Origin of the sequence: Paenibacillus tianjinensis, from assembly GCF_017086365.1 — a bacterium.
Taxonomy (GTDB): domain Bacteria; phylum Bacillota; class Bacilli; order Paenibacillales; family Paenibacillaceae; genus Paenibacillus_AQ; species Paenibacillus_AQ tianjinensis.
Window position 1 is genome coordinate 3,032,550 of the sequence record NZ_CP070969.1, and the last position, 26,588, is coordinate 3,059,137.

General features: G+C 42.6%; 23 protein-coding genes and 4 pseudogenes. 19 read left to right on the forward strand and 8 right to left on the reverse strand.

Annotated features, from left to right (window positions below; genetic code table 11):
* The first annotated feature begins 921 nt into the window (after nucleotides 1-921).
* On the forward strand, nucleotides 922-2,142 hold the full coding sequence (locus JRJ22_RS13370) for an IS256 family transposase (protein WP_068722586.1): 1,221 nt from the start codon (nucleotides 922-924) through the stop codon (nucleotides 2,140-2,142).
* Nucleotides 2,143-2,276: 134 nt separating this feature from the next.
* Here JRJ22_RS13370 and JRJ22_RS13375 read toward each other — a convergent pair whose 3' ends face one another.
* Complete coding sequence (locus tag JRJ22_RS13375) at nucleotides 2,277-2,834, reverse strand: C40 family peptidase (protein ID WP_232381133.1); 558 nt, start codon at nucleotides 2,832-2,834, stop codon at nucleotides 2,277-2,279.
* A gap of 231 nt (nucleotides 2,835-3,065) precedes the next feature.
* Between JRJ22_RS13375 and JRJ22_RS13380 the strand changes: the two genes are divergently transcribed.
* Together JRJ22_RS13380 and lgt are read left to right on the forward strand one after the other, a co-directional pair.
* The gene (locus JRJ22_RS13380) at nucleotides 3,066-4,172 is read left to right on the forward strand and encodes a YncE family protein (protein WP_232381134.1); all 1,107 of its coding nucleotides are present in this window, start codon (nucleotides 3,066-3,068) and stop codon (nucleotides 4,170-4,172) included.
* A 21-nt stretch (nucleotides 4,173-4,193) separates the two neighbouring features.
* On the forward strand, nucleotides 4,194-4,979 hold the full coding sequence (gene lgt, locus JRJ22_RS13385; protein ID WP_068724081.1) for a prolipoprotein diacylglyceryl transferase: 786 nt from the start codon (nucleotides 4,194-4,196) through the stop codon (nucleotides 4,977-4,979).
* Between the two features lie 297 nt (nucleotides 4,980-5,276).
* Here lgt and JRJ22_RS13390 read toward each other — a convergent pair whose 3' ends face one another.
* Nucleotides 5,277-5,870, reverse strand: a complete 594-nt coding sequence (locus tag JRJ22_RS13390) for a hypothetical protein (RefSeq protein ID WP_054940731.1) — start codon at nucleotides 5,868-5,870, stop codon at nucleotides 5,277-5,279.
* Nucleotides 5,871-6,049: 179 nt separating this feature from the next.
* On the opposite strand from JRJ22_RS13390, the gene JRJ22_RS13395 reads away from it, so the two are divergent.
* The 7 genes from JRJ22_RS13395 to JRJ22_RS13425 all read left to right on the forward strand — a co-directional run bounded on the left by JRJ22_RS13395 (nucleotide 6,050) and on the right by JRJ22_RS13425 (nucleotide 13,775).
* Entirely contained in the window at nucleotides 6,050-6,490 is a 441-nt protein-coding gene (locus tag JRJ22_RS13395) for a hypothetical protein (RefSeq protein WP_054940732.1), read from the forward strand.
* 431 nt (nucleotides 6,491-6,921) lie between these two features.
* A complete protein-coding gene (locus JRJ22_RS13400) occupies nucleotides 6,922-8,598 on the forward strand; it encodes a methyl-accepting chemotaxis protein (protein ID WP_068724076.1) in 1,677 nt (558 codons plus the stop codon).
* Nucleotides 8,599-9,034: 436 nt separating this feature from the next.
* Nucleotides 9,035-9,352: a metal-sensitive transcriptional regulator gene (locus JRJ22_RS13405; protein ID WP_054940734.1), complete on the forward strand. Its 318-nt coding sequence runs from the start codon at nucleotides 9,035-9,037 to the stop codon at nucleotides 9,350-9,352.
* A gap of 24 nt (nucleotides 9,353-9,376) precedes the next feature.
* Complete coding sequence (locus JRJ22_RS13410; RefSeq protein ID WP_054940735.1) at nucleotides 9,377-9,577, forward strand: copper ion binding protein; 201 nt, start codon at nucleotides 9,377-9,379, stop codon at nucleotides 9,575-9,577.
* 80 nt (nucleotides 9,578-9,657) lie between these two features.
* Entirely contained in the window at nucleotides 9,658-12,087 is a 2,430-nt protein-coding gene (locus tag JRJ22_RS13415; protein ID WP_206104890.1) for a heavy metal translocating P-type ATPase, read from the forward strand.
* Nucleotides 12,088-13,002: 915 nt separating this feature from the next.
* Nucleotides 13,003-13,353 (forward strand): four-helix bundle copper-binding protein, encoded by a 351-nt coding sequence (locus tag JRJ22_RS13420; RefSeq protein WP_068724072.1) that lies wholly within the window; start codon nucleotides 13,003-13,005, stop codon nucleotides 13,351-13,353.
* Between the two features lie 236 nt (nucleotides 13,354-13,589).
* Complete coding sequence (locus tag JRJ22_RS13425) at nucleotides 13,590-13,775, forward strand: hypothetical protein (protein ID WP_054940736.1); 186 nt, start codon at nucleotides 13,590-13,592, stop codon at nucleotides 13,773-13,775.
* 57 nt (nucleotides 13,776-13,832) lie between these two features.
* On the opposite strand, the gene JRJ22_RS13430 is transcribed toward JRJ22_RS13425, so the two are convergent.
* Nucleotides 13,833-15,089, reverse strand: a complete 1,257-nt coding sequence (locus JRJ22_RS13430) for a hypothetical protein (protein WP_206104891.1) — start codon at nucleotides 15,087-15,089, stop codon at nucleotides 13,833-13,835.
* A 290-nt stretch (nucleotides 15,090-15,379) separates the two neighbouring features.
* Here JRJ22_RS13430 and JRJ22_RS13435 point away from each other — a divergent pair, with 290 nt between their 5' ends.
* Both JRJ22_RS13435 and JRJ22_RS13440 read left to right on the forward strand, forming a co-directional pair.
* Complete coding sequence (locus JRJ22_RS13435) at nucleotides 15,380-16,675, forward strand: IS110 family RNA-guided transposase (RefSeq protein WP_054940686.1); 1,296 nt, start codon at nucleotides 15,380-15,382, stop codon at nucleotides 16,673-16,675.
* A gap of 402 nt (nucleotides 16,676-17,077) precedes the next feature.
* A complete protein-coding gene (locus JRJ22_RS13440; RefSeq protein ID WP_054940687.1) occupies nucleotides 17,078-17,407 on the forward strand; it encodes a hypothetical protein in 330 nt (109 codons plus the stop codon).
* Here JRJ22_RS13440 and JRJ22_RS29235 read toward each other — a convergent pair.
* A pseudogene (locus JRJ22_RS29235) lies at nucleotides 17,391-18,429 on the reverse strand (MFS transporter); the annotation flags it as partial. The gene JRJ22_RS13440 and the pseudogene JRJ22_RS29235 sit on opposite strands and share 17 nt — an antisense overlap.
* A gap of 802 nt (nucleotides 18,430-19,231) precedes the next feature.
* On the opposite strand from JRJ22_RS29235, the gene JRJ22_RS13455 reads away from it, so the two are divergent.
* From JRJ22_RS13455 to JRJ22_RS13465, 3 genes are read left to right on the forward strand one after another with little or no spacing between them, the layout of a single operon-like run.
* Nucleotides 19,232-20,275, forward strand: coding sequence for a multicopper oxidase domain-containing protein (locus JRJ22_RS13455; RefSeq protein WP_054940688.1), 1,044 nt, complete (start codon nucleotides 19,232-19,234; stop codon nucleotides 20,273-20,275).
* A gap of 18 nt (nucleotides 20,276-20,293) precedes the next feature.
* Nucleotides 20,294-21,493: a ZIP family metal transporter gene (locus JRJ22_RS13460; protein WP_054940689.1), complete on the forward strand. Its 1,200-nt coding sequence runs from the start codon at nucleotides 20,294-20,296 to the stop codon at nucleotides 21,491-21,493.
* 28 nt (nucleotides 21,494-21,521) lie between these two features.
* Nucleotides 21,522-21,701: a twin-arginine translocase TatA/TatE family subunit gene (locus JRJ22_RS13465; RefSeq protein WP_269751883.1), complete on the forward strand. Its 180-nt coding sequence runs from the start codon at nucleotides 21,522-21,524 to the stop codon at nucleotides 21,699-21,701.
* Nucleotides 21,702-21,873: 172 nt separating this feature from the next.
* On the opposite strand, the pseudogene JRJ22_RS29240 reads toward JRJ22_RS13465, so the two are convergent.
* Nucleotides 21,874-22,150, reverse strand: a pseudogene (locus JRJ22_RS29240) (cation-transporting P-type ATPase); the annotation flags it as partial.
* Nucleotides 22,151-22,158: 8 nt separating this feature from the next.
* Between JRJ22_RS29240 and JRJ22_RS13470 the strand changes: the two are divergent.
* Nucleotides 22,159-22,263 (forward strand): annotated as a pseudogene (locus JRJ22_RS13470) (hypothetical protein); the annotation flags it as partial.
* A gap of 117 nt (nucleotides 22,264-22,380) precedes the next feature.
* On the opposite strand, the gene JRJ22_RS13475 reads toward JRJ22_RS13470, so the two are convergent.
* Both JRJ22_RS13475 and JRJ22_RS13480 read right to left on the reverse strand, forming a co-directional pair.
* Nucleotides 22,381-23,376: an arsenic resistance protein gene (locus JRJ22_RS13475; RefSeq protein ID WP_054940691.1), complete on the reverse strand. Its 996-nt coding sequence runs from the start codon at nucleotides 23,374-23,376 to the stop codon at nucleotides 22,381-22,383.
* Between the two features lie 120 nt (nucleotides 23,377-23,496).
* Nucleotides 23,497-23,865: pseudogene (locus JRJ22_RS13480) on the reverse strand (methyltransferase domain-containing protein); the annotation flags it as partial.
* Between the two features lie 264 nt (nucleotides 23,866-24,129).
* Here JRJ22_RS13480 and JRJ22_RS13485 point away from each other — a divergent pair.
* From JRJ22_RS13485 to JRJ22_RS13495, 3 genes are read left to right on the forward strand one after another with little or no spacing between them, the layout of a single operon-like run.
* Entirely contained in the window at nucleotides 24,130-24,504 is a 375-nt protein-coding gene (locus JRJ22_RS13485; protein WP_054940692.1) for an ArsR/SmtB family transcription factor, read from the forward strand.
* On the forward strand, nucleotides 24,504-25,115 hold the full coding sequence (locus JRJ22_RS13490; RefSeq protein ID WP_206104892.1) for a hypothetical protein: 612 nt from the start codon (nucleotides 24,504-24,506) through the stop codon (nucleotides 25,113-25,115). Before JRJ22_RS13485 ends, JRJ22_RS13490 begins: the two co-directional genes overlap by 1 nt.
* Nucleotides 25,064-25,654, forward strand: a complete 591-nt coding sequence (locus tag JRJ22_RS13495) for a cation transporter (RefSeq protein ID WP_054940693.1) — start codon at nucleotides 25,064-25,066, stop codon at nucleotides 25,652-25,654. The genes JRJ22_RS13490 and JRJ22_RS13495 overlap by 52 nt, the downstream gene beginning before the upstream one ends.
* A 177-nt stretch (nucleotides 25,655-25,831) precedes the next feature.
* On the opposite strand, the gene JRJ22_RS13500 is transcribed toward JRJ22_RS13495, so the two are convergent.
* Complete coding sequence (locus JRJ22_RS13500) at nucleotides 25,832-26,449, reverse strand: ZIP family metal transporter (protein ID WP_206104893.1); 618 nt, start codon at nucleotides 26,447-26,449, stop codon at nucleotides 25,832-25,834.
* Nucleotides 26,450-26,588 lie beyond the last annotated feature (139 nt).

Here is a 26,588-nt window from a genome sequence, read left to right on the forward strand (position 1 = left end):
TTCATTCCGATTACTTTGAATTAATGGTTCAAAATGAGCGTCTAAAAAAAGAGCTTGAAGACTTAACTGTGATCCGGTAAAGTATATTTACGCTCCTTCTTATTCAGTAGAAGGGGCCTTTTTTATCAACAGAATGTGAACGATTTCTGCTTAGGTTACTTGGCAACAAACAAACAACATAACAACAAATGTAGGAAAACAAGAACATAGTCCCATTAGAACCCGCGCCTGGCGTGGGTTTTTTGTTTTAAGGGATCAAGTTCTTGTCCTTTACTCAGGACAAGAACTTGATCCCATTGCCGATAGTGGACAAGAACATGGTACTATTGCCAATTTGATAAATATCAAATAACACTTGTCTCAAAAGAAAATATAGACTGATGGTTTAGCCATTGTATCGTAGCTGCTAATTTCAAAACCCCTTCCTTTGTATCCTTGCTGTGTTGCCATAGAAGAAATTTGTACTGTATCAAAGTAATCTCTTTTTTTAATTTCTCCTACAAATATAAAATCGTGTGAAGGATAGTCATTAGAACCTTTTCTAGGTTTAAAGTGAAAACTGTCGAAAATATATCGAAACGGCATATTGTAAAAAAAATGAGGGGAGAACTCCTTGCGACTCAGTAGATTGAAATGTGCTCTAATCATAATTTGTTATTTGGCATCAAATCAAACAGCATATGCTAAAACGAATGCAGACCAATATAGATTCATACTTACCTTGTTAACGCCCGAAATACAAAAGCAATTAGACATTTATTACAAAGATAAACTGAATGAAAAGCTGTGTTTGACCCATTGCTTGATCCATTGAACGTATTGGTTAGGTATAAAGATTCCCATATCATGAGTCTGTAAAATATATTGTGTAAACTCTCAAACCCATTAAAATGAAAGTAAGAGAAAGGTTGGGGAGAACACATGGGACTTTGGTCAAAACAGCAACTTCGGGAGTTCATTAAGGAGAACAATCTTGTCACTGCACAAGATGCACAAAATGCCTTGAAAGACCTGTTTGCAGAGACGATTCAGGAGATGCTGGAAGCCGAAATGGATACCCATTTGGGCTATGGAAAACATGAGGTGAAGGCAAAGCTCACTCCAAACAGTCGGAATGGGAAGAGCCGTAAAACGGTAGTCAGTGAGTACGGCGAACAGGAAATCACCATTCCTCGGGACCGGCTGGGTGAGTTTGAGCCCTTGGTCGTCAAGAAGCATCAATCCAATGTAACCGGCATCGAAGAGCAAATCATCGCCTTATACGCCAAAGGAATTAGCACCCGGGAAATCCAGGATCATCTGGGACAAATGTATGGCATTGAGGTCTCTCCTACACTTATTTCTAATGTCACGAACAAGATCGTACCTCTCATTAAAGAGTGGCAGAATCGGCCTCTGCAAGGCGTTTACGCCGTTGTCTATCTGGATGCGATCCACTTCAAAGTGAAGCAGGACGGGGCCATTATCAACAAGGCCGCCTACATGGTCATTGGCATTGATCTGGACGGAAACAAAGACGTGCTGGGTATGTGGATTGGGGAGAATGAGTCCTCCAAGTTCTGGCTGAGTGTGCTGAATGAACTGAAGAATCGCGGGGTTCAGGACATTCTCATTATCTGCGTGGATAACCTCTCCGGGTTCTCTCAAGCGATTGCTGCCTGCTATCCCCAAACGGAGATCCAGAAGTGCATTATTCACCAAATACGCAGCTCCACACGGTACGTATCGTACAAGGATATTAAGAAGGTAACCGCCGACTTAAAGCCGATTTACAAGGCAGCTACCGAGGAAAGTGCCTTGCTTGAGCTCGACCGTTTTGAGGAGGTATGGGGAGCAAAATACCCACTCATTATCCGTTCTTGGCGGACAAATTGGGACGAACTCGCGACCTTTTTTAAGTACCCGCCTGAGATCCGCAAACTGATCTACACGACCAATATGATTGAAAGCTACCACCGCCAACTTCGTAAAGTGACAAAGGGAAAAAGTATTTTCCCCACGGATGAGGCCCTGCTTAAAATGCTATATCTCGCCACCGTGGACGTCACTCGCAAATGGACAGGCCGTGTCCAAAACTGGGGCCAAATGCTGCTCCAGCTTTCGGTCTTTTTCCCAGACAGGGTCGGTCAACACTTGCGTTAGATTCGCGACTTCCCCCTCGGGGGAATCTGTGCTTAAAAGAGTTTACACAAAATTATTGACAGACCCCATATCATTGCGAATGTAACAGTTTTTATACTGTATCATAGCACGGCAACCTTTAAGTAAGTATAGCCTTACTTTTTTAAAACACTTCCTCCGAAAAGAAAGCGCTTTTCCCATTGAGTACCCTCAATCGTACCGATTCGAACTCCACCCGATTTTTTTGAGTAGGTTTGTAGGATTTTTCCGTTTCCCAAATAGATTCCATTATGAGTAATTCGTGATGTATTTCTATTAATTCCTTGATAATCTGAAGCTTTATTTCCACGGTAAGACATAAAGAACATAATATCTCCAGGCTTTAGGCTTTTCCAATTTGTTGTATAAGACCCTTTGCTCTTGATGTAGGCACCTTGAGTTCTCGAATTAGAGGGTAAAGTGATTCCTGCCCCTTCAAGATAGGCTTGTCTAACGAAATCAGAGCAATCAAAGGTTCTAGTATTACTTCTACTGGATCCAAATTCATACGGGGTACCTAAGTATGTCATTCCTTTGGAGATGATACTATTCCTTACAGTACTTATAGACTCTTGCGAAGTATAACTAGCTGCGGATGACGTCGTCGATTGCACACCGAATATACTGATTGCCAGAGAGGTAGAAAGCAATAAAATGGAAAAATTCTTTTTCATGATAGACTTCCCTTCGTTTGTTTTTTGTGAAACTGACGTCATCCTATCACAGGATTCAAAGAATTGTTTAGGCGTAATATTTGGAATGTTAATTAAGATGTTTTCCCACAAAAAACACATACTTAACACATAAATGATAGTTAAAATTAAAAACACTTAGAGAAATGGCATGTACATTTAGCTATATTTTTAGGGAAGTCTTAACAAGTAAACTTCATGGAGATGAACAATATGAGAAAAAAGTGGATGAATGTCCTCACCGTAGCCATTTTAAGTGTTAGCATTACTGCCTGTGGATCGGCGCAAAAGAATAATTCAGATGCGACTCCATCTGCAACTACTGCAACAAATGCTGAATCTACTACCGGTACCTCGAATTCCCAAAATAGCTCACCAGTGATTTTATATACTGCTGATGAAGGTGGTAGTATTACTAAAATTGATGCAAACACATACAAAGTCATTAAGTCGATCGATATTGACGGTTCGGTTCATAACGTACAAATTTCACCCGATGGGAAAACGGTAGGAGTTACAGTGGTTCCTACTATGGGGGAGATGGAAGAGGGAGCAGAGAACGCGCAAAGTGAACATGAAATGAATGGGTATGCTTATTTTTTTAGCACATCATCAGACGAACTAATTCGAAAAGTTGAGGTCGGGGCTCATCCGGCTCATATTGTGTTCACAAATGATGGGAAGTATGTATTGGTTACGAATAATGAAGGAAACGATGCATCTGTAATTGATGCCAAGTCCTTAAAAATAGTAAATTCCATTCCAACCGGAACGGGACCGCATGGATTTAGAATATCCACAGACAGCAAATATGCCTTTATAGCAAATATGGCCGAAGACACGGTAAGTGTGTTGGACTTGGATGCTATGAATGAAAAACAAAAAATCAGTGTAGGTAATACACCTGTAACGACGGGAATCACGAGTGATGGAAAAATCCTTGTCGTTCCATTAAACGCAGAAAATGCAGCCGCTGTAGTAGATTTGGATTCTTCTAACATTACAAAAGTGCCTGTCGGTAATGGCCCTGCTCAGGTATACATTTCTGCTGATAATAAATATGCCATAATAGCGAACCAAGGTACAGAAGAAAATCCGTCACATAGCATTTCAAAAATTGATCTCGTGACAAAACAAGTAACAGCAACGACTGAGACAGGCACAGGGGCGCATGGTGTAGTCATCAACCCGGATGGCAGCAAGATCTTTGTGACGAATATGTTCGATAACACCGTAACAGTGATCGATAATGAAACAAATCAAGTGATTACAACAATCAACGTAGGCGCGACTCCGAATGGTATCAGTATTACTCCATAACGAGGCTAAGGAGGAAATGATTTGAGAGTAATCTTATTCGAAGTTGCAGGACTTTCGATTAGATCCTATGGCGTAATAGTAGGGTTGGCAGTGCTACTTGCGATAGGTGTTGCATATTATTTAGCTCGAGGGACCAACTATCAAAAACATATATTGAATCTAGTCTTCTACGTAATATTTAGTGCAATAATCGGCGCAAGAATATGGCATGTATTCTTTTTTCAGTGGGGTTATTATTCAAAACATTTGGGGGAAATATTCGCGATTTGGAATGGTGGCATTTCAATCCAGGGAGCGTTAATAGGTGGTTTTATTGCGGCAGCTTATTATGCGCGGAAAGAGAAGATTTCTTTTTGGGGACTTGCGGATATTCTAGCGCCGGCAATCATATTTGGACAAGCTGTCGGCCGAATTGCCTGCTTTTTAAATGGAGATGCATTTGGGGCCCCGACCGGGACTGGCTTCGGAATTGTTTATCCAGAAGGGACTATAGCTTTCGAGCGCTATGGTTCAGTTCCGTTATGGCCTGCTGAAATATGGGAAGGTCAGCTTGACTTAATCGTCTTTGGTATTCTTCTAGTCTTGAAGAATATAAAGTTGCCTAAAGGTGGACAATTTTTAAGTTATAATATTATGTATGCCCTGGTCCGGTTTTCTATGGAATTTCTGCGTGGAGATTCACCGCGTTATGCGTTAGGCTGGACAGCAGGTCAGTGGACGAGTATGAGTATTCTTGTTATTTCTCTGTCTGTGTTCCTTTATTTCTTCACAAGGAACCAGGTGAAAGAGACAGTACATAGGGTGTAAGGTGCATGAGTGGAAGAGAACATCCTTTGTGCTTATCGCATAGCTATTTTGGATCTACCATATAGGTAGTGTTGATATCATTGATATAGCTCCGCAAGTAACTAGTAGTCATTTGCCTGGGGTGAATGGATTAAAACCGGCTCTGCCGTGTTCTTCAGTTATGGCGGAGTACAGTTGTATCTGCCACCATGGGAACGCCATGGTGGCTTTTTTTTATATAAGGCCAACTCTTCATATTACCACTTTAAAACTGTCTGGTAGCTATCTTATGTGAACATTGAACCCGATCCTCAAAGATTAATGATTTGTATGGTTCGTATTCTGAATCGTTTTTTGTAAACTTAGCGGCTTCGCTTGTTCAGGATCGTTATGATTTGCAACGGTGACATATACCATAAGGACTGTTGAAATGAAGAGGAACATGAATAGCGGTGAACTCAAGACCTTAAAAGTACCTTCGATTACGTTCTCGCTAGATAAGCGCTGCAACAATAAAGTGTGGGCAAATTGCAAGAATCCGGATACGACCATAAAAAAGAATAGAACATCTTTCCATTCTGATTGAGGAAACATTTGTATCAGCATAACCCCCATTAATCCGGCCATCATCCCAGACGATGCTCCGTTTAAGAACGCCCCCAAACCCATCAGTCCTCCTATTATGCTTCCAGAAAAGATCCCTAGAAGGACACCTAACACCAAAGATTGAACAGGGCCGGCAATATAGAGGCCGCTCAAAGTACCGCCTCCAAAACCAACAATCATCCCGACTACCATAGGCGAAACCATTCGAATCGATTCTGTAACTGTCGCCTTAAATCGCAGGATAATGACAAAAGACCAGACCAAAATGAAGATATAAAAAACAACTGCAAGTCCTAAGGATGACACTTTAATCCCTCCTTTTAATGTGAGTTTGGTTGAATAAGCTACTTGTAAAGCGTGTCCTCTACCTACAAACAGTGATATGAGAAAGGATTAAAATGTATTCTCCATTAAAAGCCCATAAATGCTACATAAATTCCACAAGGATCTCTTGTACCATGGAGTTACAGGAGGCGAAAAGAAAAATGAATGCGAAATTATTAACTGGCTTGGGTGCTTTTATATTGACGTTGGGAATCGGTTCCGCAGTATACGCTACAGGAGTTGATTCCGACATCTCCAAAGGGGATGTTTCTTCCAAGCAAGAGGTAGCTCAGCAGGAGACGTATTTTCACCATATGGCGAACATGAACGATACAATGAACGATGAAGTTATGACGGATATGATGAGCAATACCGATATGTCTGAAATGATGAAGCAGCCAGGCATGGACGAAATGATGAATGGACTTGATATGGAAAAAATGATGGAAGATAAAGACATGAGTGAAATGATGAAAAAACCGGATATGGTGGACATGATGGAAGGTACCACAATGGATGAGATGATGCGGGATTCCAATATGGATGAAATGATGCAAAGAAACCATAGGACAGATATCCCTGGGCAGAGCGTAAGTATTTAATAGACTATATGATTAAAGTTTAAGGAGGTTATTTCATGAGTTGTTGCGGAAACCATAACCAGCATGACAGTCATAACAATCATCATAAAAAAGGCCCAGCCCATCGTCTGATGATGATGATGTGTTGTATACTTCCGATCGTGCTGTTCGTTATTTTAATCATTGCTAATAATGTAAGTGGTTCAACAAGTAATATGCTTGCCTATAGTGTATTGTTGTTATGCCCGCTTTCACATCTCGTACTTATGCCTTTAATGATGCGAAACAAAAAACACTAATTGTACTGCATCAAGTGAGATTTTACCGATTTATTCTGATCAATAACTGTCAGTCTGAGAGATCGCGCACTCCTAAGTTGGGGTGGCGGTCTCCTTTTTTAACTAGCCTTATTAGAGCTATCTTCATGTGAATAACAAAGGTGGAGGAACGAAATGAAGTTATCCAGCAAACTGATTCTATATATAAGCCTTTTCATTTTAATACTCATCGTTTCCTTCAGTACTTATGCCATCGCGAATATGAATGCCCAGGTTACCCACCTCGCAGAACAAAAGATGGTGTCTAACACAAAGTTAGCGACTGCACTGCTAGATGTTAAATTTCCCGGAGAATGGACGCTGAAGGATGGGAAGTTGTTTAAAGGCGAGGTCTCTATAGAGGGAAATCATGACGTTGCTTTGTTCGTTGGAGCATTAACTGGTGATGATATTGTAATTTTTAAAGGCGAGAAGGGTGTAGCTGCATCGTCTAAGGGTAGCCATAATATGAACATCACAGAAATAATACTTGAGTCGAACGTAAAATCCATCGTCTTAGGTGGAAAGTCGTATGTAGGTGAAGCGCATGATGGAACTGAAATGGCGGTCTATGAACCCATTAGATCCTCAGACGGAACTGTAATTGGGGCGTTCCATATTAGTATGGGCAAGGAAATGTATAATCAGGCAATTAGTCGTTTTAAAGTAAAAATGATTGTATTTACGATGATCGGACTCCTTATCGCTTTATTCCTCACCGCTCTTTTCACAAGAAAATTAACCGCACCCTTAAGACAAGTCACTATCATGGCGGAACGAGTTGCATATGGCGATCTTAGTATCACAGATATCCCCGTCACTTCTAAGGATGAGTTGGGTATCCTTTCGAGAGCATTTAATCTAATGACTCATAACTTACATACACTAGTGTCTAAGGCTCAGCAGGCCGCGGATGAGGTACATAAAGTTTCTGGTGTTGTTCAAATGCATATCAATGGCGTAGGAGATTCATCACTTGAGATCGATCGTACCTTGCAATCCATACTCCAAGGTGCATCCAAACAGGTTGAGGGCATGAATCAAAGTATGGAGGCCGTTGAACATATCCAAATTAGCATACAAGAAATCGTTCAAAGGTCATCACAAGTCGCCAGTGCATCGGAAAATATGGTTGTGCATGCGGATCAAGGCAACGATTGGCTTCTAAGCATCATTTCTGTAATCAACCATTTGAACACATCCATCACACATGTAGCTAGTAAAATACAACAATTATCGGATAGCTCAGGCAGTATCGGGAACATTGCGACCGTTATTACCGATTTATCCTCACAGACCCATTTGCTGTCGTTGAATGCTTCCATTGAGGCTGCGCGTGCAGGAGAAGCTGGGAGAGGATTTTCTGTGGTTGCAGATGAAGTGAAAAAACTAGCTGAGCAGTCTGAAAACTCAGCCCAAGAAATAAGAATACTCATTGAAAAGGTTCAACATATCACCAGTGAAGCAGCCGAAGGGATGAACACAAGTTTAGCTCAATTAACAGCGGGGAACCAGCACCTAATCTCTGCAGGGAAATCCTTCGAACAGATCATTATCTCCTCTCAACATGTAGCTTCTCAGAATCAAAATGTATATCAAGCAACAAGACAAATGTCAACAGATTCTCACTACATTTCTGATTCTGTTGCGGATGTGACTACGATTGCCGAACACACTTCTTCTCGTATTCAAGGTGTGGTCCAAACTTCGGATATGCAAAGTCAAATGGTTAACCAGATATCAGGGGCTCTTGAAAACATGTCCCAATCGGTTGACCAATTGCTAAAGTCTATCCGTATCTTCAAACTGTAGCATCATGTACGGCCAATCACTAGACTTACCTTAATGATATATAGAACAAGCCCGTTGATATATACCACGGGCTTGACAGTCTTTATTTGATGGTGCCGTTCAGGAAGTCAAATTCCTATCCCATTAGAAAGACGATCAAGCGAAGCTTATCAATATGAGGCACACTATAATTATCTCAGCTAAAAGCCAATTATCATTTACATGATTTCAAGGGTTTCCGAAGACCGTGACTTCGTCTATCGTGATCAAACTGAGGATCATTGTGGGCTGTAATTAACCACAGTTTCTGCAAAAATTACAAAAGGCAGAGGTTATATACAGGTGCATAAACAAAGAGGTTAAATGAACAGACTAAAAAAGGAGATGAAGTACTTCCTAATCCCCTGTTTACATACAGTAGGGGGGTATGGTATATTGATGGTGAGAGGTGAGGCAAATGGAACAATCAGTGGAACAGACTGCATCTCATGGACATCATCGAAAAAGTCATCATTCTGATCAAACGAAGGCCAATCTAATGACCCGGTTAAACCGGATTGAGGGTCAAATTCGTGGGGTTAAAGGGATGATAGAAAAAGATACCTATTGCGATGACGTTCTAAATCAAATTGCGGCGATTCAGTCGGCTCTCAATAGCGTAGGGAAAATGGTTCTGGAAGGTCATATGAAAAGCTGCGTGATTGAACGAATCCAATCCGGCGAACATGAAGTGATTGATGAGATTCTGGTTACCATGAATAAATTAATGAAATAAACAAACGATATGGAGGAATGAAAGATGAAGAACGAAACATTACATGTAGAAGGAATGTCTTGCGGACATTGTGTAAAAAGTGTTGAAGGAGCCGTTAAAAACATTGGGGCTGATGCAAAAGTGAACCTGGAGAAAAAGACAGTTGAGGTCGTTTTTGATGAATCTAGTGTATCCTTGGAAGCCATAAAGAATGCCATCGAAGAGCAAGGTTACGATGTCGTCTAAGTCCGTAAGCAGCCATCGTCAAGATGGCTCCTTTTTTTCAACACAATGTACCCCCTGGGGGTATGAGGGAGGGATAGATAATGAGTTCAACGATATCTAAAAGTGAGGAGCAAACAACCTTACAGATCACAGGAATGACTTGTGCTGCTTGTGCCAACCGGATCGAGAAAGGATTAAGAAAAATGGATGGGGTGACGGAAGCAAATGTGAATTTCGCCTTGGAACGGGCGACTTTGACGTTTGATCCCAAACGTGCAACCATTCCGCAAATGCAAGAACAGATTGAACATTTAGGCTACGGCACTGTAAAGCAAACCACGGATTTCCAAATCACTGGGATGACATGCGCCGCTTGCGCCAATCGGATTGAAAAGGGATTAAACAAAATGCCCGGTGTTGTAACGGCGAATGTTAATCTTGCCCTTGAAACAGCCCGGGTCGAGTACGACCCAGCGACTGTTACTTTGGAAGACATGCAAAAAAAGGTGGAGCAACTCGGGTATAAGGCCATGCCGAAGGAAGGGCAGCAGGACGCCTCCGCACATAAACAAAAAGAAATCTCTAAACAAAAAAGACGGTTTATCATTTCAGCCCTTCTCTCTTTACCATTACTATGGTCCATGATCAGCCACTTCTCGTTCCTATCTTGGATTTGGATGCCTATGATTTTCATGGACCCTTGGTTCCAACTGATTTTGGCTACACCAGTTCAATTTTATATCGGTGGCCATTTCTATGTTGGTGCGTATAAAGCGCTGCGTAATAAAAGTGCCAATATGGACGTTCTGGTAGCCCTCGGGACTTCGGCAGCATACTTCTATAGCCTCTATTTGACGCTCGAATGGGTTCAAGCCGGTGCGGGGGCTCATGGACCGGAAATGTACTATGAGACCAGCTCTATCTTGATTACACTGGTCATCCTCGGGAAATTGTTCGAGGCTCTTGCCAAAGGAAGAACGTCTGAAGCGATTAAAACACTGATGGGTCTTCAAGCCAAGACGGCATTGGTTGTTCGCGATGGACAGGAAATGACTATCCCTGTCGAAGAAGTCGTGGCCGGTGACATCGTAATCGTAAAACCAGGGGAGAAAATCCCGGTTGACGGCGAGGTGGTGGAGGGGGCTTCTTCCGTAGATGAGGCTATGTTAACTGGAGAAAGCCTGCCGGTTGAGAAAAGAACGGGAGATCCTGTCATTGGTGCAACGATTAACAAGAACGGAGTACTTCGAATTCAAGCGACCAAAGTCGGAAAAGAAACGGCCCTGGCTCAGATTATTAAAGTGGTTGAAGAGGCCCAAGGTTCCAAAGCTCCTATTCAACGTGTAGCAGATGCCATTTCAGGTATATTTGTTCCGATCGTCGTAGCGATCTCGGTTCTTGCGTTTATCGCTTGGTTTGTTTGGATTACGCCAGGAGAGTTTGCAAACGCACTGGAGATTGCGATTGCGATACTCGTCATTGCTTGTCCTTGTGCCCTGGGACTTGCGACACCGACTTCCATTATGGCAGGTTCAGGAAGAGCCGCAGAGTCGGGAATCCTGTTTAAAGGCGGTGAACACCTAGAAGCTACCCACCGCATTAATACCATCATCTTAGATAAAACCGGAACGGTGACAAAAGGCAAACCGGAACTGACTGACGTCGTGGTTTCCGGCTGGATGGAAACAGATCTGCTGGCCCTTGTCGGCGCGGCAGAGAAGAACTCCGAGCATCCTCTGGCTGAAGCTATAGTTGCTGGGATTATCGCTAAGGGTATCCAATTGCCGAGAACGGACACTTTTGAAGCGATACCTGGGCATGGTATTAAGGCAAATGTGATGGGCAAGGAGGTTCTTGTGGGTACGAGAAAACTCATGGCTCAGTTTCAAGTGTCCATCAATCATGCGCAAGATAAGATGGACCAGCTGGAGCAGGCAGGCAAAACAGCCATGCTGATTGCCGTAGATCAGCAGTATGCCGGTATAGTAGCGGTTGCAGATACCATTAAGGAAACCTCGGCACAGGCTGTTAAACGGCTTAAGGACATGGGGATCGAAGTCATTATGATTACGGGTGATAACCAGCGAACAGCTGAAGCAATTGCCAAGCAGGTTGGAATTGCTCGTGTATTGGCTGAAGTTCTCCCCGAAGGTAAAGCAGATGAAGTAAAGAAATTGCAGGCTCAAGGGAAAAAAGTTGCTATGGTTGGAGACGGTATAAACGATGCTCCCGCCCTTGCCATGGCAGATATTGGGATGGCGATGGGAACAGGAACCGATGTAGCGATGGAAGCTGCTGACGTGACGCTCATGCGAGGAGATCTCAATAGTATCCCGGATGCGATCTATATGAGTCGAAAAACAATGGGGAATATCCGGCAAAACCTGTTCTGGGCGCTTGCGTATAATTCTATCGGTATCCCGATAGCAGCGATTGGTTTACTTGCACCTTGGGTTGCTGGAGCAGCTATGGCATTAAGTTCGGTTTCCGTGGTTCTGAATGCGCTTCGGTTGCAGCGTGTTAAATTGTAAACTTATTGTATTAATAATGGGGAGAAAGAGAAGAAGGGTATAATCCAATCATGGATCATGCCATTTCAATCGTCTCCCCTTATCATTTTTAACAACTACAATTTGTGGTTGTAATGTGGTGTGATCTATCTAACTAAGGAGTAAGTACGTTTGAATTTTCATTGGAGCACTATTTCAAAACGAAAGTCCGGTTGTTTACGCAAACATACCCGATGGAGACCCATGATATTTAGCGAGTGTCCTTTGAAAAAAATTAATCGAACGGTTTTTCTACGGGTTCAACAGCTTACGAGGAATATGGCAGTACCCCTCGGATTACGTTAGGATTACCCTTCTGAGATCGAAATCAAATCACTTTTGAGTTTAATGAGAGGCCAATCCCAGTTTCCCTCTTTCTGAGATAATTCCCGTTGAGGCGGCCCAAGGTTAACTGTACGGCATACGGGGAAAAGTGCTAGTTGTCAATGAGCACATCCCATATGTTGCCGGCCGATACTGAGGTCTGCGGTCAGAAACCACTATACATAAATTAGAATAACGAGGCATGACGCTGTTTGTCGTGCATAGCATTCATAAAGTAAATTTCAATCAGGGGATCATTCGCTCTGTAAGCTAATAAGCTGTCTTTACTAATTCATCGTTATCTGCGATTCTAACACCTTTTAGGAATATCTTTAGCAGCTTACAGATAAGATTTTAAGCTACTCCCCCCTAGATGGCTCAGTTTCATAGTAAGTCAAAGGTAATGCTTAGATTCGTTAATCTGAGTACGTATAACTCTGGTCCATAGAGCAATTCAATTGCATTATTAGAAAGCGAAGTCTCCTGACATGTACGTGTATATATTTGCGTCTTTATTTAGATAATAACTAACGATCAAACAACATTCAAATAATGAAAAGAGAGGGAATGAAAATGTTACTTGCCAACTCCGCTACTCCAAAGCACTATACGCATTGTATTGAAGCCTGCCTAAAATGTGCACAGGCTTGCGAAGAATGTTTTTCAGCATGCCTAAAAGAGACTGATGTTCAAGCAAGAACCTCAATGATCAAGATGCTGAACGATTGCGCAGAAATCTGCCTTCAGGCAGCTCAATTAATGAGCAGAGACAGTATGTTTGCGAAGGCAAGTTGCGAGCTGTGTGCCATGGTTTGCGAAGCATGCGCCAAAGATTGTGAAGCGTTTAAAGATGCCCATTGTCAAGAATGCGCAAAATTCTGCCGCGAATGTGCAGAAGCTTGCCGGCAGATGGCAAGAGCGTAACGAGTGCAATGAAACATCGAGCAGGAGTATCTCGAATTCAAGAGATACCCTGCTTTTTTAGGTTAGGTGTATTGGTGTGCATCGGATTTTATTTAAGCAGTTGGAGGGTGTTTTCTCCCTTATGAGCAAAATCACACACAAAACTCAAATAAAGAACACGAATCTTACATATTAATCTCTTAAAATAAAGTCAATCAAAGATTACACATTTAAGAATTCAGAGGAGGAATAAGGCAATGGCATGGTCATGGAATCGGGTATATATAGTGCCGTTAAGTATAGGATCGGTTTTGTTTGGGGAAAAGACAGTGAATAAAGTAATCTCTAAACAAATAGAAACGGATTGGACCATTCACGCAGACTATTTCGAGGCAGCGGTACAGAATGAACAATTAAAACGAGAACTTTCCAGCTTACGCTAAGTTTTATAAAATGATCATTATGAAAAAAGGAACTGATCCCATCAGTTCCTTTTTGCTTTAACAAGTACAGATGTTCGAAATGGCGTCGAGCGCTTCAACCGATTTTCCGTATTTGCACATGGCGTTACAGTCGTTTCGTAAATCCGAAAAACGAATGTATGAGATAGGGCCGCACTGCGTTTGTTGCAAAGAAGGACGAAGCAGTTGTGCACGCACTTCTTTTTCCCGTTTATCCGGGCAAATCAGATACAACCTGGACGTTGCATTTCCTACGGATAATGATAAGTCATGCAGCCTGAGAATGCCGGAGTAGATGGAGGTGCTCTTTTCAACTTCAAATCCCGATACAATCTCATTATGTTCATTGAGCCAAAGAACATCGATAAAAGCGATTGTATCCGCAATAGATTTAGGGAGATCCATGGCTGGAAATACAGAAAGAGAATACCGCCCTAGAGGCTCGTCCTGCCATTGTCTCTGATGATCGTTCTGGGCGATCCAGACGTTGTACCCAAAGGACCGTCCCAGTCTCGCCAAATACAGCTGCATTTCGGAATGTTCACTTTCTTCGTTAGTATCATTCAGCACCTCCAGATGCCGCTTATACCGCCCCTTTTCCCGTTTCTTTTCCTCCTCTTGAAGAAACGCCTCAGCATTCCCGCTAACAATCAAGCGCCCGGTGCCTATTTCAAACAATAAGCCGGAAATGGCGCCCAGGTCCTTGGATAAGGATGAGCGGTAAGCCGTGTTGATGTCCATCAATGTCTCGCGCATCTCCAAGTAAGCCGGCCAGGAGCCGAGCTTTATCTTACGATCCAGCAGGGAGTTAAACCCATTCACGATGGCTGTGTTGAACGGGGGGAAAAGTGTAGGATGCAAAAAATACAAGATATTAGCTACCGCAGGACCAAGGCCTTTGATATGGTATTGATCCAGTTTCACAATCTCGGTCAACAATTGTTTTTCGTCAGAGGCTTGTAACACGGCCTTCAAAAAACGGCCAAAAGCCAGCTGGTTCTCTTCATTTTCATAAATGTCGGGAATACGCAGTTTAGGTTTCCAGTAAAACGCGTGTGCAGCACCTTCAAAAACTTGTTTTTGTTCACAAATCGCCGCAAGAACATCCTCCAGTGGAGAGCCCTCAAAGTCGTTTCCAAAAACTCGTGCCTCAATCGCTTTTATAACATCGTTCACACCGGTTTTAATGGTCCGAAAAGCCTTTAACCGATCGCTGTTGTTTAAAAACCAGGTGTGGTATACCGATTCCTGATCAGTTTTATAATCCAAAATAAGCTGCTGTAACTCTCGGTTCATGTCGAAGTCGCCCCCATATTCAAATCATATCTAGGATTATAATGTCGATTTAACAGAGTTGCTGTGCGATTTGTTCGTTATAAAAACATGTTATGCCCATCAATTCTACATACTTTCCCCAAAGTCAGTTGGTATCCTTAGGCTACATCAAAGAAAACAAATAACATTAATATTAAAGGAGCCATTCCTGTAATGAATTAAATTGAGGTTTGAACAAAAAAAGCGCCTCCTGTATGCTGGGTCTCGAATGCAGTCACATTCATGCCCGAATTAAAAGGAGTACGCTCACTATGAAGTATAAACAATCGAAGAAACAGAATCAACGAATCATTCGAATTTCCGAAAATACCCTTGTGGTCGGCGCAGATATCGCCAAAGAAACCCATGTGGCCCGCGCTATCGATTTTCGCGGGATTGAACTGGGGAAGGATTGTGTGTTCTCCAATACCCGTACCGGGCTAGAGCAACTGGTTCAGTGGATGAAGGAGCTTCAGCGGGAGCATGCCAAGAGCGACGTCCTCTTCGGCATTGAGCCCACCGGACACTACTGGTTTACACTGGCGGAATATTTAGGGCGGCAGGGCATTCCTTTGGTCATTGTGAATCCCCATCACGTACACAAAAGTAAAGAACTTGAAGACAATTCACCCACCAAAAACGACTATAAAGATGCCAAAGTCATTGCTGATTTGGTGCGAAACGGGAAGTACAGCGAACCTAAACTGCCGACGAGCGTTTACGCCGACCTGCGGATTCTCATGAATCTTCGGGAGAAAATCATGGTGAACTTCGGACAGGTGCAAAGGCGGGTGCAGAACTGGCTGGATCGCTTTTTTCCGGAGTACACGCAGGTATTTAAAGACTGGGAAGGCAAGGCTTCACGCATTACGCTTGGCGAGTTTCCAACGCCAGGTGAAGTCGTAGAGATGGGCACAGAGGCCATTGTACAGCGGTGGAAGAAAGACGTGAAACGAGCCGTAGGAGCCAAACGAGCTCAGTACCTCATGGAAACGGCGAGAAGTTCCATCGGTCTAACCGAAGGACTTCCTGCAGCAAAAATAGAGATTAAAATGCTTCTGGAACAGTACGAAATGTTCGCAAGACAACTCGAAGAGATTCTGGCCGAGGTGGAGCGTCTACTTTCTCAAATCCCAGGAACGGAGGAGATGCTCACCGTGCCGGGCGTGGCCGTGGTCACCTTGGCGGGGTTCCTGGCGGAAGTCGGGGATCTGAGCGGTTACGAGCATGGACAGCAGATTATTCGGCTCGCCGGACTGAATCTCAAAGAGAACAGTTCAGGAAAGAAAAAAGGCAAATCCAGCATTACCAAACGTGGACGCGCAAGGCTAAGGGCCCTGCTGTTCCGGGCAGTGATGCCCATGGTAGCAAAGAACGCCGAGTTTAAGGCGCTGCACCAGTACTTCACCAAACGAAGTCAGAATCCACTGAAGAAAAAGCAATCCATTGTGGCGTTGTGTGGGAAACTCATACGTGTCCTGCATACGCTGGGCACCAAGCAAATTCCGTACGATGCAAACGACGTTTTAGGGCCGGTACGTCAGGCCCAGTTACAGATGGCAGCTTAAGAAAAACCGAAATCACGTTTCTCACCGGACTGAAATGACCAAAGACAATGGAAGCACGGAGCAGCCGTAGGTTTTTCACCATAAGGGCAAAGACCCTGTAAAGGAGCAAGAAACGGCGTCCACCTTTTGAGAGGCAGAACGAAGGAATGTAAGGGCAACGACCCCGCGTGACATGGGAGGGTAAGCCGTCAAAAGAAGGTGTGGATATCCAAAGTGCGATCAGTGGAAGTATCCATGGGCTGGGGACAAGGTTCCCCAATCTCTATTCCCGCCACCGGCTCCACCAGAAAATATTGTCATCCTTACATGACTTCTCCAGCCCTCATCAAGTCAATGGCTGAAAATCTAAGAACGAGTGAGTAAACGAGAGAAAATATTAATTTATAGTGGGAGTGATAACGAATGGCTGGCTGTTGTCAGACACCTCTCAAAAAGCCAACAACGCCTACTCAATGTCCTGTTTGCAAACAAAAGGGGAAAGGTGTTCAATTGATTACCCTCAAAGCATTGCTTAAACCAAGAGCTTTAGAAACTATTCACACTGAATCGACTTACACTTTTTGTACTAATTCAGTCTGTGAAGTTGTCTATTTTAGCGATGTGCAGACCTTTGGCAAAGATATGCTCAAAGTCTCGGTGTTCCAAAAAGACGATGCGTTGGATGTACCTGTTTGTTATTGCTTTGGATGGACAAGAGAACGTTTATTAGGTAGCGTCAAGAAGTTTGTGTAAAAGAGTAGAAGTAACTCCTCGGAATGTGCAGTAGTGCGAGAATTCCACCTGCAAATGACAGTAACGTATAGCTGGAATGGCCACAACCATACCGGACATTATTCCCCCAAATGCTCCTCCCAAAGCAATCAAGACATCTACAGAACCTTGTGTTTTTGCGCGATTGGATGGAGTCGTTGAATCCACAATGAGTGCTGTACCGCTAATTAGACCGAAGTTCCATCCTAATCCAAGCAAAGCAAGAGCAATGATCAGAACCGACAAAGAATCAGCAGGGGCAACAGCAGCAAGAATACCCGCGCCAAAAAGTGTTACGCCAGCTGCAAATGCCATTGCAGTTCGTCCAATCTTATCTACGAGAATCCCTGTGATTAAAGAAGGAAGATATATAGAACCAATGTGGATGACAATCACCAGCCCGACCTCACTTAACCCATGCCCATAATGTCTCATATGTACAGGTGTCATTGTCATCAACCATGACGATCTGCGTTAAAATCATTACGGTTGCCCCAACGATTACTCCGCGCTTATTCTTGGCTAGGCTTCCCGAGTGCTCTTCTGAGAGATCGCCCCATCTACTTTTTTCTGGCTGCTACTGCATTTGCAACGAGAAGAGGGTCAGGACGAAGAAAAGCTAAAAGCACTAAACCGGCAAGAATGTAGGCTGCAGCTCCAAGAATAAAAGGGCAAGCCAGAGCAGGGACTCCAAGTGCCACAGCAAAGCGGCCCATAGGTTCAACCAGATTTGGACCTGCGACAGCACCAAGGGTGGTTGATACCATTGCGATACTAACCGCTGTCGCACGCTTGGTGGAACTCGCTAGGTCTGTACCTGCATAACGTGCCTGTAAATTTGTTGCAGTTCCTGCACCATAAATGAGCTGTGAAAGGAAGAAAAATACAATATTATTCGTATATACTGCAAGCACAACTCCAACGGCACCTATGCCACCGGTCAAGAACCCACTAGCAAGACCCAGACGTCGTCCATAACGTTGGGAAAGTTGTCCGACCAGTAATCGAGATGTCAAGTGTATTGAATCGTGAAGTGACGGGACACCTAATTATTCAATCTGATTACTTACTAACTCACCAGTGGTCTTAACAAAGCTCAAGTGAGGCAATCTATTCACAAATTATTTAGTGGTTCAAATGATGTAGCACTACTGTATTTTTATGGATATGGAGTTGTAAATTTATCAGGTGGTAATATTGCACAACTAGGAGAAGGGAAGAGGGCACTGTACTGACGGCCAGTAGATCATATGAGCGGCAGTAGAACTAAAGGGTGCTGGAGTTTTAAGGTAAATTGGAGTTTGGTTTAATTCTCCTGAAGAAGAACATAAACCTGATCCTTCGTATGAATTTATAAGTGGAAGTCCTATGCTGCCAATGTTCAGATATATAAGGAACTTCAAAAGTTAGTATCGGTCGGACTCGTAAAGCCTTTTTTGCAGCAAGGAATTCGAAGTCATGTAGATTAACAGCTATGGGATATCAGTAATGGCGATTGGTTAATGATGGTAAGGTTTAAAGTGACAAAACTTATTGCTAGCTCACTAGGCTTGAGTTTATTAATGTACGAAAAGAGTCGATCAATTCAATTGGTCGACTCTTTTCTGTTAGTCAAGCAACCTATATAAGATAAGGACAATCCAACAAAAATAATTCTTTACAAAGTGCCCACTGTATCATATATTCTAACCAAGATAAATGTTTCCTCAAGGAAACATTTTTAGATTAGGGGTAAAATGATTTTAATTTAAACCATTTTGCCCTAAGGAAAGGTTTTAACTTAAATTAACTCGGAGGTGAATAGGAATGTCTTCTAATAATAAGCAGAACTTATCAAGAAGAAGTATTTTGAAAATGGGCGCAGCAGGAGTAGTGGGGGTGTTAGGAACTAGTTTTTTTAACACTAGTTCATTATTCACCAAGACAGCTAATGCCATGGATAAGAAGGAAATGCATCACACTTTGAAAAGTCAAATGAATCAGGGGATGGTTCACGGTTATGATCCAGGAACGGATTCAACTCCAGGGCTGGAAGCAGCGGTTAAAGCGCTAACCGCATTCGATTATGGGGTAGTAAGTAAAGCGCCTGATGGCAGAACCATTAGGGAATATAATATTCTTGCCTGGGATGCAGAGGTGGAAATTGCAAAAGGTATTAATTTTCCGGGATGGACATTCAACGGTACGATTCCTGGCCCAACCTTACGATGTACAGAAGGGGACATTATTCGAATAAAGTTCGGGAACGGATCAGCGCATCCGCATTCCATACATCTGCATGGCATACATCCAACTAATATGGACGGTTTGGAGCCTGTCCCTACCGGGAAAGAATTCGTCTATGAGTTTGAAGCCAAACCCGCTGGATTGCAGCCTTATCATTGTCACGTACCGCCTCTTGCGAGGCATATTCATAAGGGATTATATGGTCATTTTATTATTGATCCAAAGAAACCACGAAAACAGGCAAAAGAGTTAAGCATGGTCATGAATGGATTCGATTTGGATTTAGATGGGGAAAATGAAGTATACACGGTGAACGGATACGCATTCGCTTATCAATCCAGACCGATTAAAGTAAAGGTTGGAGAATTAGTTCGGATTTATTTGAGCAACTTGACGGAATTCGATCCTATCAATTCATTTCATCTGCATTCCAATTATTTTCACTATTACCCCACTGGTGCTGATCCTGACGCGCGTCCGTTGTTTACGGATACGATCATGCAATGCCAAGGCGAAAGGGGCATTATTGAGATTACCTTTCCAACTCCAGGTAGATACATGTTTCATGCCCATCAGAGTGAGTTTACTGAGCTCGGATGGATGGGTTTTTTCGAAGTTGAGTGACATTAGGAGGGGTATATTGTGCAGACCGAACCATTAAATAAAAAACGAAATTACGGAACGGTGTGGTTATTGGGGATATTACCGCTGTTGCTCTTGGCAGGGATGATCTACGTTTTTGGCAATTGGGGAACAGGTGTTGATGAACAGCAAGCTGCTCCAATTGAAGTATTGAATATCGAACGTATAATACTGACAGATGAGGGATTTGAGGTGAGGGTTTTGAATTCAGGACCTGAACCACTAACTATTGCACAGGTTGTAGTGGACGGCTCGTTTTGGAATGCCTCTTATACACCAAGCTCAACTATTGAACGGTTGGGAAATGCAACAGTCTATGTCCCTTATCCATGGGTTGAAGGCGATCCGCATGAAATAAAGCTCATTACAGAAAACGGTCTAATCTTTGTAGGTGATGTAGCGGCAGCCATGAAAACGCCTGAGGCAGATAGCAACCGGTTTATGCAATACTCGTTAATCGGAATTTACGTAGGAGTAATTCCAGTTGGTCTCGGTTTGATGTGGTATCCATTTATGCGTCGTTTTTCCTCTAAGGGGATTCAGGGCGTTTTGGCATTTACTGTAGGTTTGTTGTTCTTTCTTGCCATTGACACGATTCAAGAGGGATTAGAATTGGGAGTGGAGGCTCCAGGCGTGTTTCAAGGAACGGGACTCGTATGGTTTGGAGCTCTACTCAGCTTTTTATTTTTACTTGCAGTTGATCAGACCAATATTAAGAAGAATACAGTTGAGCGTAATTATGGCAAGCAAGTTTCCTACAAAATAGCAGGCGGGATCGGTCTCCATAATCTCGGTGAGGGTCTTGCGATTGGTGCAGCCTTTGCCGCGGGTGAGGCAGCACTGGGTACATTCCTCATTATCGGATTCACACTTCATAATATAACAGAAGGCATCGGAATAGCAGCTCCACTCTTGAAGGCAAGACCGACTATTAAAACTTTTCTTGCATTGGCCATTTTAGGAGGGGCTCCAGCAATCGTAGGTACCTGGATAGGAGGATTTGTCTTTAATCAAACATTGGCGGCTCTGTTCTTCGGTATTGGTGCCGGTGCAATTGTTCAAGTTATATATGTTATTACTAAAATGATTGTAAGGGATGCCAAAGCGGAAGGTGCTCCCAGCGTATCGTGGCTCAATTTTGGCGGACTCACACTGGGAATCCTGTTGATGTATGTAACCGCACTGTTAGTGAATTTCTAATGGATAGAATGGGGAGATGGATGTGCCAATGAATATAGGGGTTGCGGGAATGATATTGCTTGTCATTTTGGGACTGCTTCTTTTCGGACCCTCTAAATTGCCGCAGCTGGGAAGAGCGATCGGCACAACCTTATCTGAGTTCAAAAGAGGAGCAAAGGGACTAGTTGAATCTGAAGAGAAAACAGAAAATAATAAGGATGTACTATAGAAGTATCGGACTATCGGAACGATCTAAAAAAGATGGGGCATTCGCTGCGATTGCCCCATCTTCATTGGACCTAAATTAAGCTTTCTTGCTCCGTTCAATCAAGATCGTCAGACTAACCAAAGCAACAAAAGTTGAACTTGATTATTAGTTTTACTCGCTTAGCTACGGAAATGGCTTCTTTCGGAGTAACCTGCAGTAATGCTTCCATATTCTGTGGGCTTTTTCCATGCCATATCCTTCAAGCAGCTCATTAAGGCCAAAAAGAATGGCATCGAGCGTCGCTTCTTTCCACTCCCCAATGGATACGGCACCCACTAAAAAGTATCAATATTATATTTTCGTTTTACTACATTTTTCAAACAGCGAATGAAGGTTGTGTATCCGCTGATAATCGTTGCCGTTAGATATAAAAGAATAGAGGCTTGTTTATCAAACACACCTTTTAGCAATAAAGCTGGTGCTCGGCGTTCATATTGTCGCTGAAAATGCAGGAGATGTGATTTACGCCTCGACACTTGTAGTCAAATTTGGGTTAACAGTGCAGGACCTACGAGAGAGCCTTGTCTAAAAATGGGTGACTTCGGTCGCCCATATTAATTATTAGTTGTGACTGGGTTTTCTGCTGAGATATATGTCCCCCAAAAGCATGCTTTTTGACACGGGAAAAACAGCATCTAATCTAATGCTGCTGTTTTCGGGTATTTTTGTGCTGTACATCCCGTAATACGAATGAAGGCACGATTCGTATATAAATGAGTTCTCCTACCAATTCCACAATGGTTTGAGTAACAATTACCGCAGAGGCTATTGTAGCCCATTCATCCGGTAATGAGAGTGCCAAAGGAAGGACGACAAGCGAATTTCTAGTTCCTGAACTAAAAATGAGCGCTCTCCCTGCTCCAACATCTAAACGGAACAACGCTGCAACCATTCGCGATAAAAACGGCATCAGAATAAGAAATAAAATATAAACCGGAATTACATATACAATAACATCAAAGTCGTTGTAAACCTTCCCAATTTGAGATGCCACCACAATAATAAGAGCTAATGCCATAAACGGAACCGGTAACCAAGCAGTTGCATTTAATATGGTTTTTCCTCTTGCTTTACCTTTTGCCCATAACTGTGTAATGATCGCAAGCAATAGAGGAATTACAATCAGGAAAAAGAATGCTTCTACAAATGGCCCAACCTTTACAATTCGGGCAGTTTCCTCCCCCATAAATAACCACAAATAAACAGGGAGCAAGATCATTTGAACGACAAATAATATAGGTGTCGCTGCGAGTATAAGCCTTTCATTTCCGCGTCCAAGTTGTGTAAAAACGATTACATAGTCAATACATGGAGTTAAAAGCACCAAATACACACCCACTAAAATAGGCGAAGACTGCGGGAAAATCTGTGTTAATAGCCATACAACAATAGGTGCGATTACAAAATTAGAAGCCAATAAAGCTCCGATGAATCTTCTATTTGAAAATGATTCTCGTAATTGCAGAAAAGGGATTTGCGCAAACATTCCATAGAGAAGAATCGCAAGTATTGGAGAAATAGTTATATGAAGCGAAGATCCTACCTTTGGACTAACCAATCCTAAAACCCCACCAATAATTAGAGCAATTACATATAACCAAATTTGTTGATGTTCAAGTTTCTCTCTCGTTATCATCGTCTATCCCCCTTCATCCTTTAAGGGAATTGTATCATGTTACTGCTATAATCATGTTCCACAAATCATGTTTATTAAACGCATTAAATTTCACAACTAGGGCGGGATACTGATAGAAGCCTCAGCCGTAGTCACGATATCCGAGATTACCAGACGCCCATCTGGCTGAAGTACCCGGAATGCTTCGCGAAATTCCTGTTGTTTATCGGGGGAAAGATTAATCACGCAGTTGGAGATAATGACATGGACCGTAATATCGGCGAGGGGAAGATGCTCAATTTCACCCAAACGGAACTCCTTATTATCAAACCGTCCTTTGACGGCATTATCTCGTACAAGACTAATCATCTCAGGTGTCATATCGACACCGATGAGGCCCTGCTCGCCTACCTGACGAGAGCCTAGTACGCAATCAAACCCCTCACCGCTTCCAAGGTCCAGAACGTATTTACTAGCCTGTAATTCTGCAATCGTCAGCGGATTGCTGCAGCATTAATGGTCTCTAATTTTATTATCGTTCCTATTGTTGTTGGGTTATTAACACAGTGTTTCCGCAGTCATCGCTTATTTTGGTAGGAGTATATTTGGTATTGCTAACGCCGTACATTTATTATGTAATCGTTTTTACACATCTTGGCCGTGAATTTCATCGTTAGGTGTTGCTTGAAAACCCAATTTAACAACTATTTATATAATATAGCATAAAATACAATCAAACGACAGTTTGATTATTGGGTTAAGGTGGTGTGAGAAATGACTATTAATGAACAAAAGCTAGATATGTGTGACATTTATTGTTATGACGAAAAAAAGGAAAACCGTGTAAAACAGCGTGTTGAGCAGTTTGAGACGCAAACCATTTCTCAAATATTTAAAGCGCTAGCTGATGATGCAAGGCTTAAGATCGTATTCTGTTTATGCGAAGAAGGAGAGCTTTGTGTATGTGATGTGGCGAATATTATCGGTTGCTCGATGGCTACTGCTTCGCATCACTTACGTTTGCTAAGAAATATGAAACTTGCCAATTATCGAAAAGAGGGGAAGTTAGTTTTTTATTCATTACAGGATGAACACCTTAAACAGTTGATCAAGCTTGCTTTTCAGCAGAAGGAAGAGGTTGAGGTCTAATGGAGTACAAAAAGGAAACAACGATAGGCACTGCGAATGATGATTGCTGCTCAAAGGTTGAATCTGCAGGAGATTCCTGCTGCCAGTCTTCGGCAATGTCTGTGGAGAAGGAAGAATGCAGCTTAGATAAAACATACTCTTCTTCACAAAAACCAAAGTTTAAGAAGGAATTAGCTGTGTCAATCAAGCAAGTTCCTAAAGTAGTTGTAAAGGATAGCTGTTGCTCTGCGGATAACTCCTCAGTAGATGACTGTTGCCAAACGTCTGCTGCGAAAATAAAAAAGGATGACTGCTGCACAGATGATTCATGCGCTACTTCACAAAAGCCAAAGTTCAAAAAAGAATTAACTCTTTCAGTAAAGCAAGCTCCTAAAACCATTGTTAAGGATAACTGCTGTTCTACGGTTGACCCTGTTGTTGCCGATTCCTGTTGCCAATCATCGGCGGTGCCAGTAGATAAGGATTGCTGTACAGACGATTCGTGTTCATCACATCAAGAATCCATTGATCATGTCTCAGATTCAAAAAAACACAAGATCTCGAATTTCGTATTGAAGGTATGGATTGCCCAGCCTGTGCAGCTACGATTGAAAAAAGCATTGAAAAAATGAGCGGCGTACAATCGGTTCGGGTTAACTACAGTACGGCGAAAATGCAGACTAAAGTAGAGGACACCGAAATATCAGAGCAGATTGAGAAACAAGTTCAAAAGCTTGGATATTCAATCGAACCTTTGATTTCTTTAGATATGCAGGTCTTTAATGTAGAGGGAATGGACTGCGCAGCATGTGCCGTCAGTATTGAGAAGCACTTGATGAAACGGCCGGATGTAGAGCAGGTTAGCGTTAATTTTTCGACGGGGAAAATGAAGATTGCGCATCAAACGAATGTGGATACGATCATTCGTGAAGTTGAAAAAGCCGGTTATAGGGCTGTTCCCATTTCAAAAGCGCAACCATCCCTACAACCGAAGTCGTTTTTTGATGGTATGTTATTGACCACTCTTTCCGGAATAACACTCCTCTTGGGATTTGTTCTCTCTTTAGTTGATGTTCCTTCAATACTTCCTACAATCCTGTATGCGGCATCCATTATTTTAGGGGTGTATAAACCAGCAAAAAGTGCTTTTTATGCTGTGAAAAGCGGATGAATAAGCAATCTGAAAGTGGTAACTGAATTAGCGAAAAGGACAAACCTGTTGTAATCATAAACAGGTTGTCTTTTTTATTAAAAACATAATTAATTAATCTCAAAATTTAAAATAAATAGAAGTAGAGTTGTGCGCAAAAGGTCGAAAGTTCAAGTTAAATGTTTGTAACCAGGAATCTCAAAGAAAAAGTGCATACACCCCTCCAAATATTATGCCAGCAAATATACCAAATAAGTTTCTTATTTGTCCGCCTTCCTTTAAAGCAGGTTTTAAAATTTCAAACCAAGTGATGTAGAGCATGGTTCCAACTGCAATACCAAGCATAACGGAGAGCGTGCCTGGGATAATCATTCCGAATTTATACCCTAGCATGGTACCTATTGCGGTTGGGAAACCAACTATAACTGACGTGAGCAGCATCGTCCAGGGGGGCAAGCTTGCCAATACAAAAGGGAGCCCTAAAACCATGCCCTCAGGAATTGCATGAAGTATCATGGTAACAACCAAACTTTTGGCCAATTCAGGTGTACTCAGCAAGCTGGTACCAAAAGAAATACCGGAAGGGAAATTATGAAGTGCAACTGCAAAAGCTAATAAAATGCCGGATTGTATAAAAATATCTCTTTGTGCACTGTTAGTGATGATAACAATTCGTTGGAAAAATTTTTCGATTTGTCGTGCCAGTAGGTAACCAATTGTGAAGCCAGCTCCGGTCAAAAATAGTCCGCCTTCCTGAATACTTCCCGGAATTATTTCGAAAAAGATTAAAGAGATAATGAGGCCTGCCATTGCCATAATCAGGAGTGAAATGAGTTGATGTCTTGCATACCTGATCAAATATGCTGAGGCGCCCCCAATGCCAATTCCAAATCCGCCGATTCCAAATCCTATCAATCCCCAGGACAGCGTATTTATGTAACTGTTTACCAATCAA

Excerpts from the sequence above, each read along its gene's own strand:
- JRJ22_RS13370 (WP_068722586.1), top strand. The coding sequence starts at position 922 with ATGGGACTTTGGTCAAAACAGCAACTTCGGGAGTTCATTAAGGAGAAC.
- JRJ22_RS13375 (WP_232381133.1), bottom strand. The coding sequence starts at position 2,834 with ATGAAAAAGAATTTTTCCATTTTATTGCTTTCTACCTCTCTGGCAATC.
- JRJ22_RS13380 (WP_232381134.1), top strand. The coding sequence starts at position 3,066 with ATGAGAAAAAAGTGGATGAATGTCCTCACCGTAGCCATTTTAAGTGTT.
- JRJ22_RS13395 (WP_054940732.1), top strand. The coding sequence starts at position 6,050 with ATGAATGCGAAATTATTAACTGGCTTGGGTGCTTTTATATTGACGTTG.
- JRJ22_RS13400 (WP_068724076.1), top strand. The coding sequence starts at position 6,922 with ATGAAGTTATCCAGCAAACTGATTCTATATATAAGCCTTTTCATTTTA.
- JRJ22_RS13405 (WP_054940734.1), top strand. The coding sequence starts at position 9,035 with ATGGAACAATCAGTGGAACAGACTGCATCTCATGGACATCATCGAAAA.
- JRJ22_RS13410 (WP_054940735.1), top strand. The coding sequence starts at position 9,377 with ATGAAGAACGAAACATTACATGTAGAAGGAATGTCTTGCGGACATTGT.
- JRJ22_RS13415 (WP_206104890.1), top strand. The coding sequence starts at position 9,658 with ATGAGTTCAACGATATCTAAAAGTGAGGAGCAAACAACCTTACAGATC.
- JRJ22_RS13420 (WP_068724072.1), top strand. The coding sequence starts at position 13,003 with ATGTTACTTGCCAACTCCGCTACTCCAAAGCACTATACGCATTGTATT.
- JRJ22_RS13425 (WP_054940736.1), top strand. The coding sequence starts at position 13,590 with ATGGCATGGTCATGGAATCGGGTATATATAGTGCCGTTAAGTATAGGA.
- JRJ22_RS13430 (WP_206104891.1), bottom strand. The coding sequence starts at position 15,089 with ATGAACCGAGAGTTACAGCAGCTTATTTTGGATTATAAAACTGATCAG.
- JRJ22_RS13435 (WP_054940686.1), top strand. The coding sequence starts at position 15,380 with ATGAAGTATAAACAATCGAAGAAACAGAATCAACGAATCATTCGAATT.
- JRJ22_RS13440 (WP_054940687.1), top strand. The coding sequence starts at position 17,078 with ATGGCTGGCTGTTGTCAGACACCTCTCAAAAAGCCAACAACGCCTACT.
- JRJ22_RS13455 (WP_054940688.1), top strand. The coding sequence starts at position 19,232 with ATGTCTTCTAATAATAAGCAGAACTTATCAAGAAGAAGTATTTTGAAA.
- JRJ22_RS13465 (WP_269751883.1), top strand. The coding sequence starts at position 21,522 with ATGAATATAGGGGTTGCGGGAATGATATTGCTTGTCATTTTGGGACTG.
- JRJ22_RS13475 (WP_054940691.1), bottom strand. The coding sequence starts at position 23,376 with ATGATAACGAGAGAGAAACTTGAACATCAACAAATTTGGTTATATGTA.
- JRJ22_RS13485 (WP_054940692.1), top strand. The coding sequence starts at position 24,130 with ATGACTATTAATGAACAAAAGCTAGATATGTGTGACATTTATTGTTAT.
- JRJ22_RS13490 (WP_206104892.1), top strand. The coding sequence starts at position 24,504 with ATGGAGTACAAAAAGGAAACAACGATAGGCACTGCGAATGATGATTGC.
- JRJ22_RS13495 (WP_054940693.1), top strand. The coding sequence starts at position 25,064 with ATGGATTGCCCAGCCTGTGCAGCTACGATTGAAAAAAGCATTGAAAAA.
- JRJ22_RS13500 (WP_206104893.1), bottom strand. The coding sequence starts at position 26,449 with ATGGCAATGGCAGGCCTCATTATCTCTTTAATCTTTTTCGAAATAATT.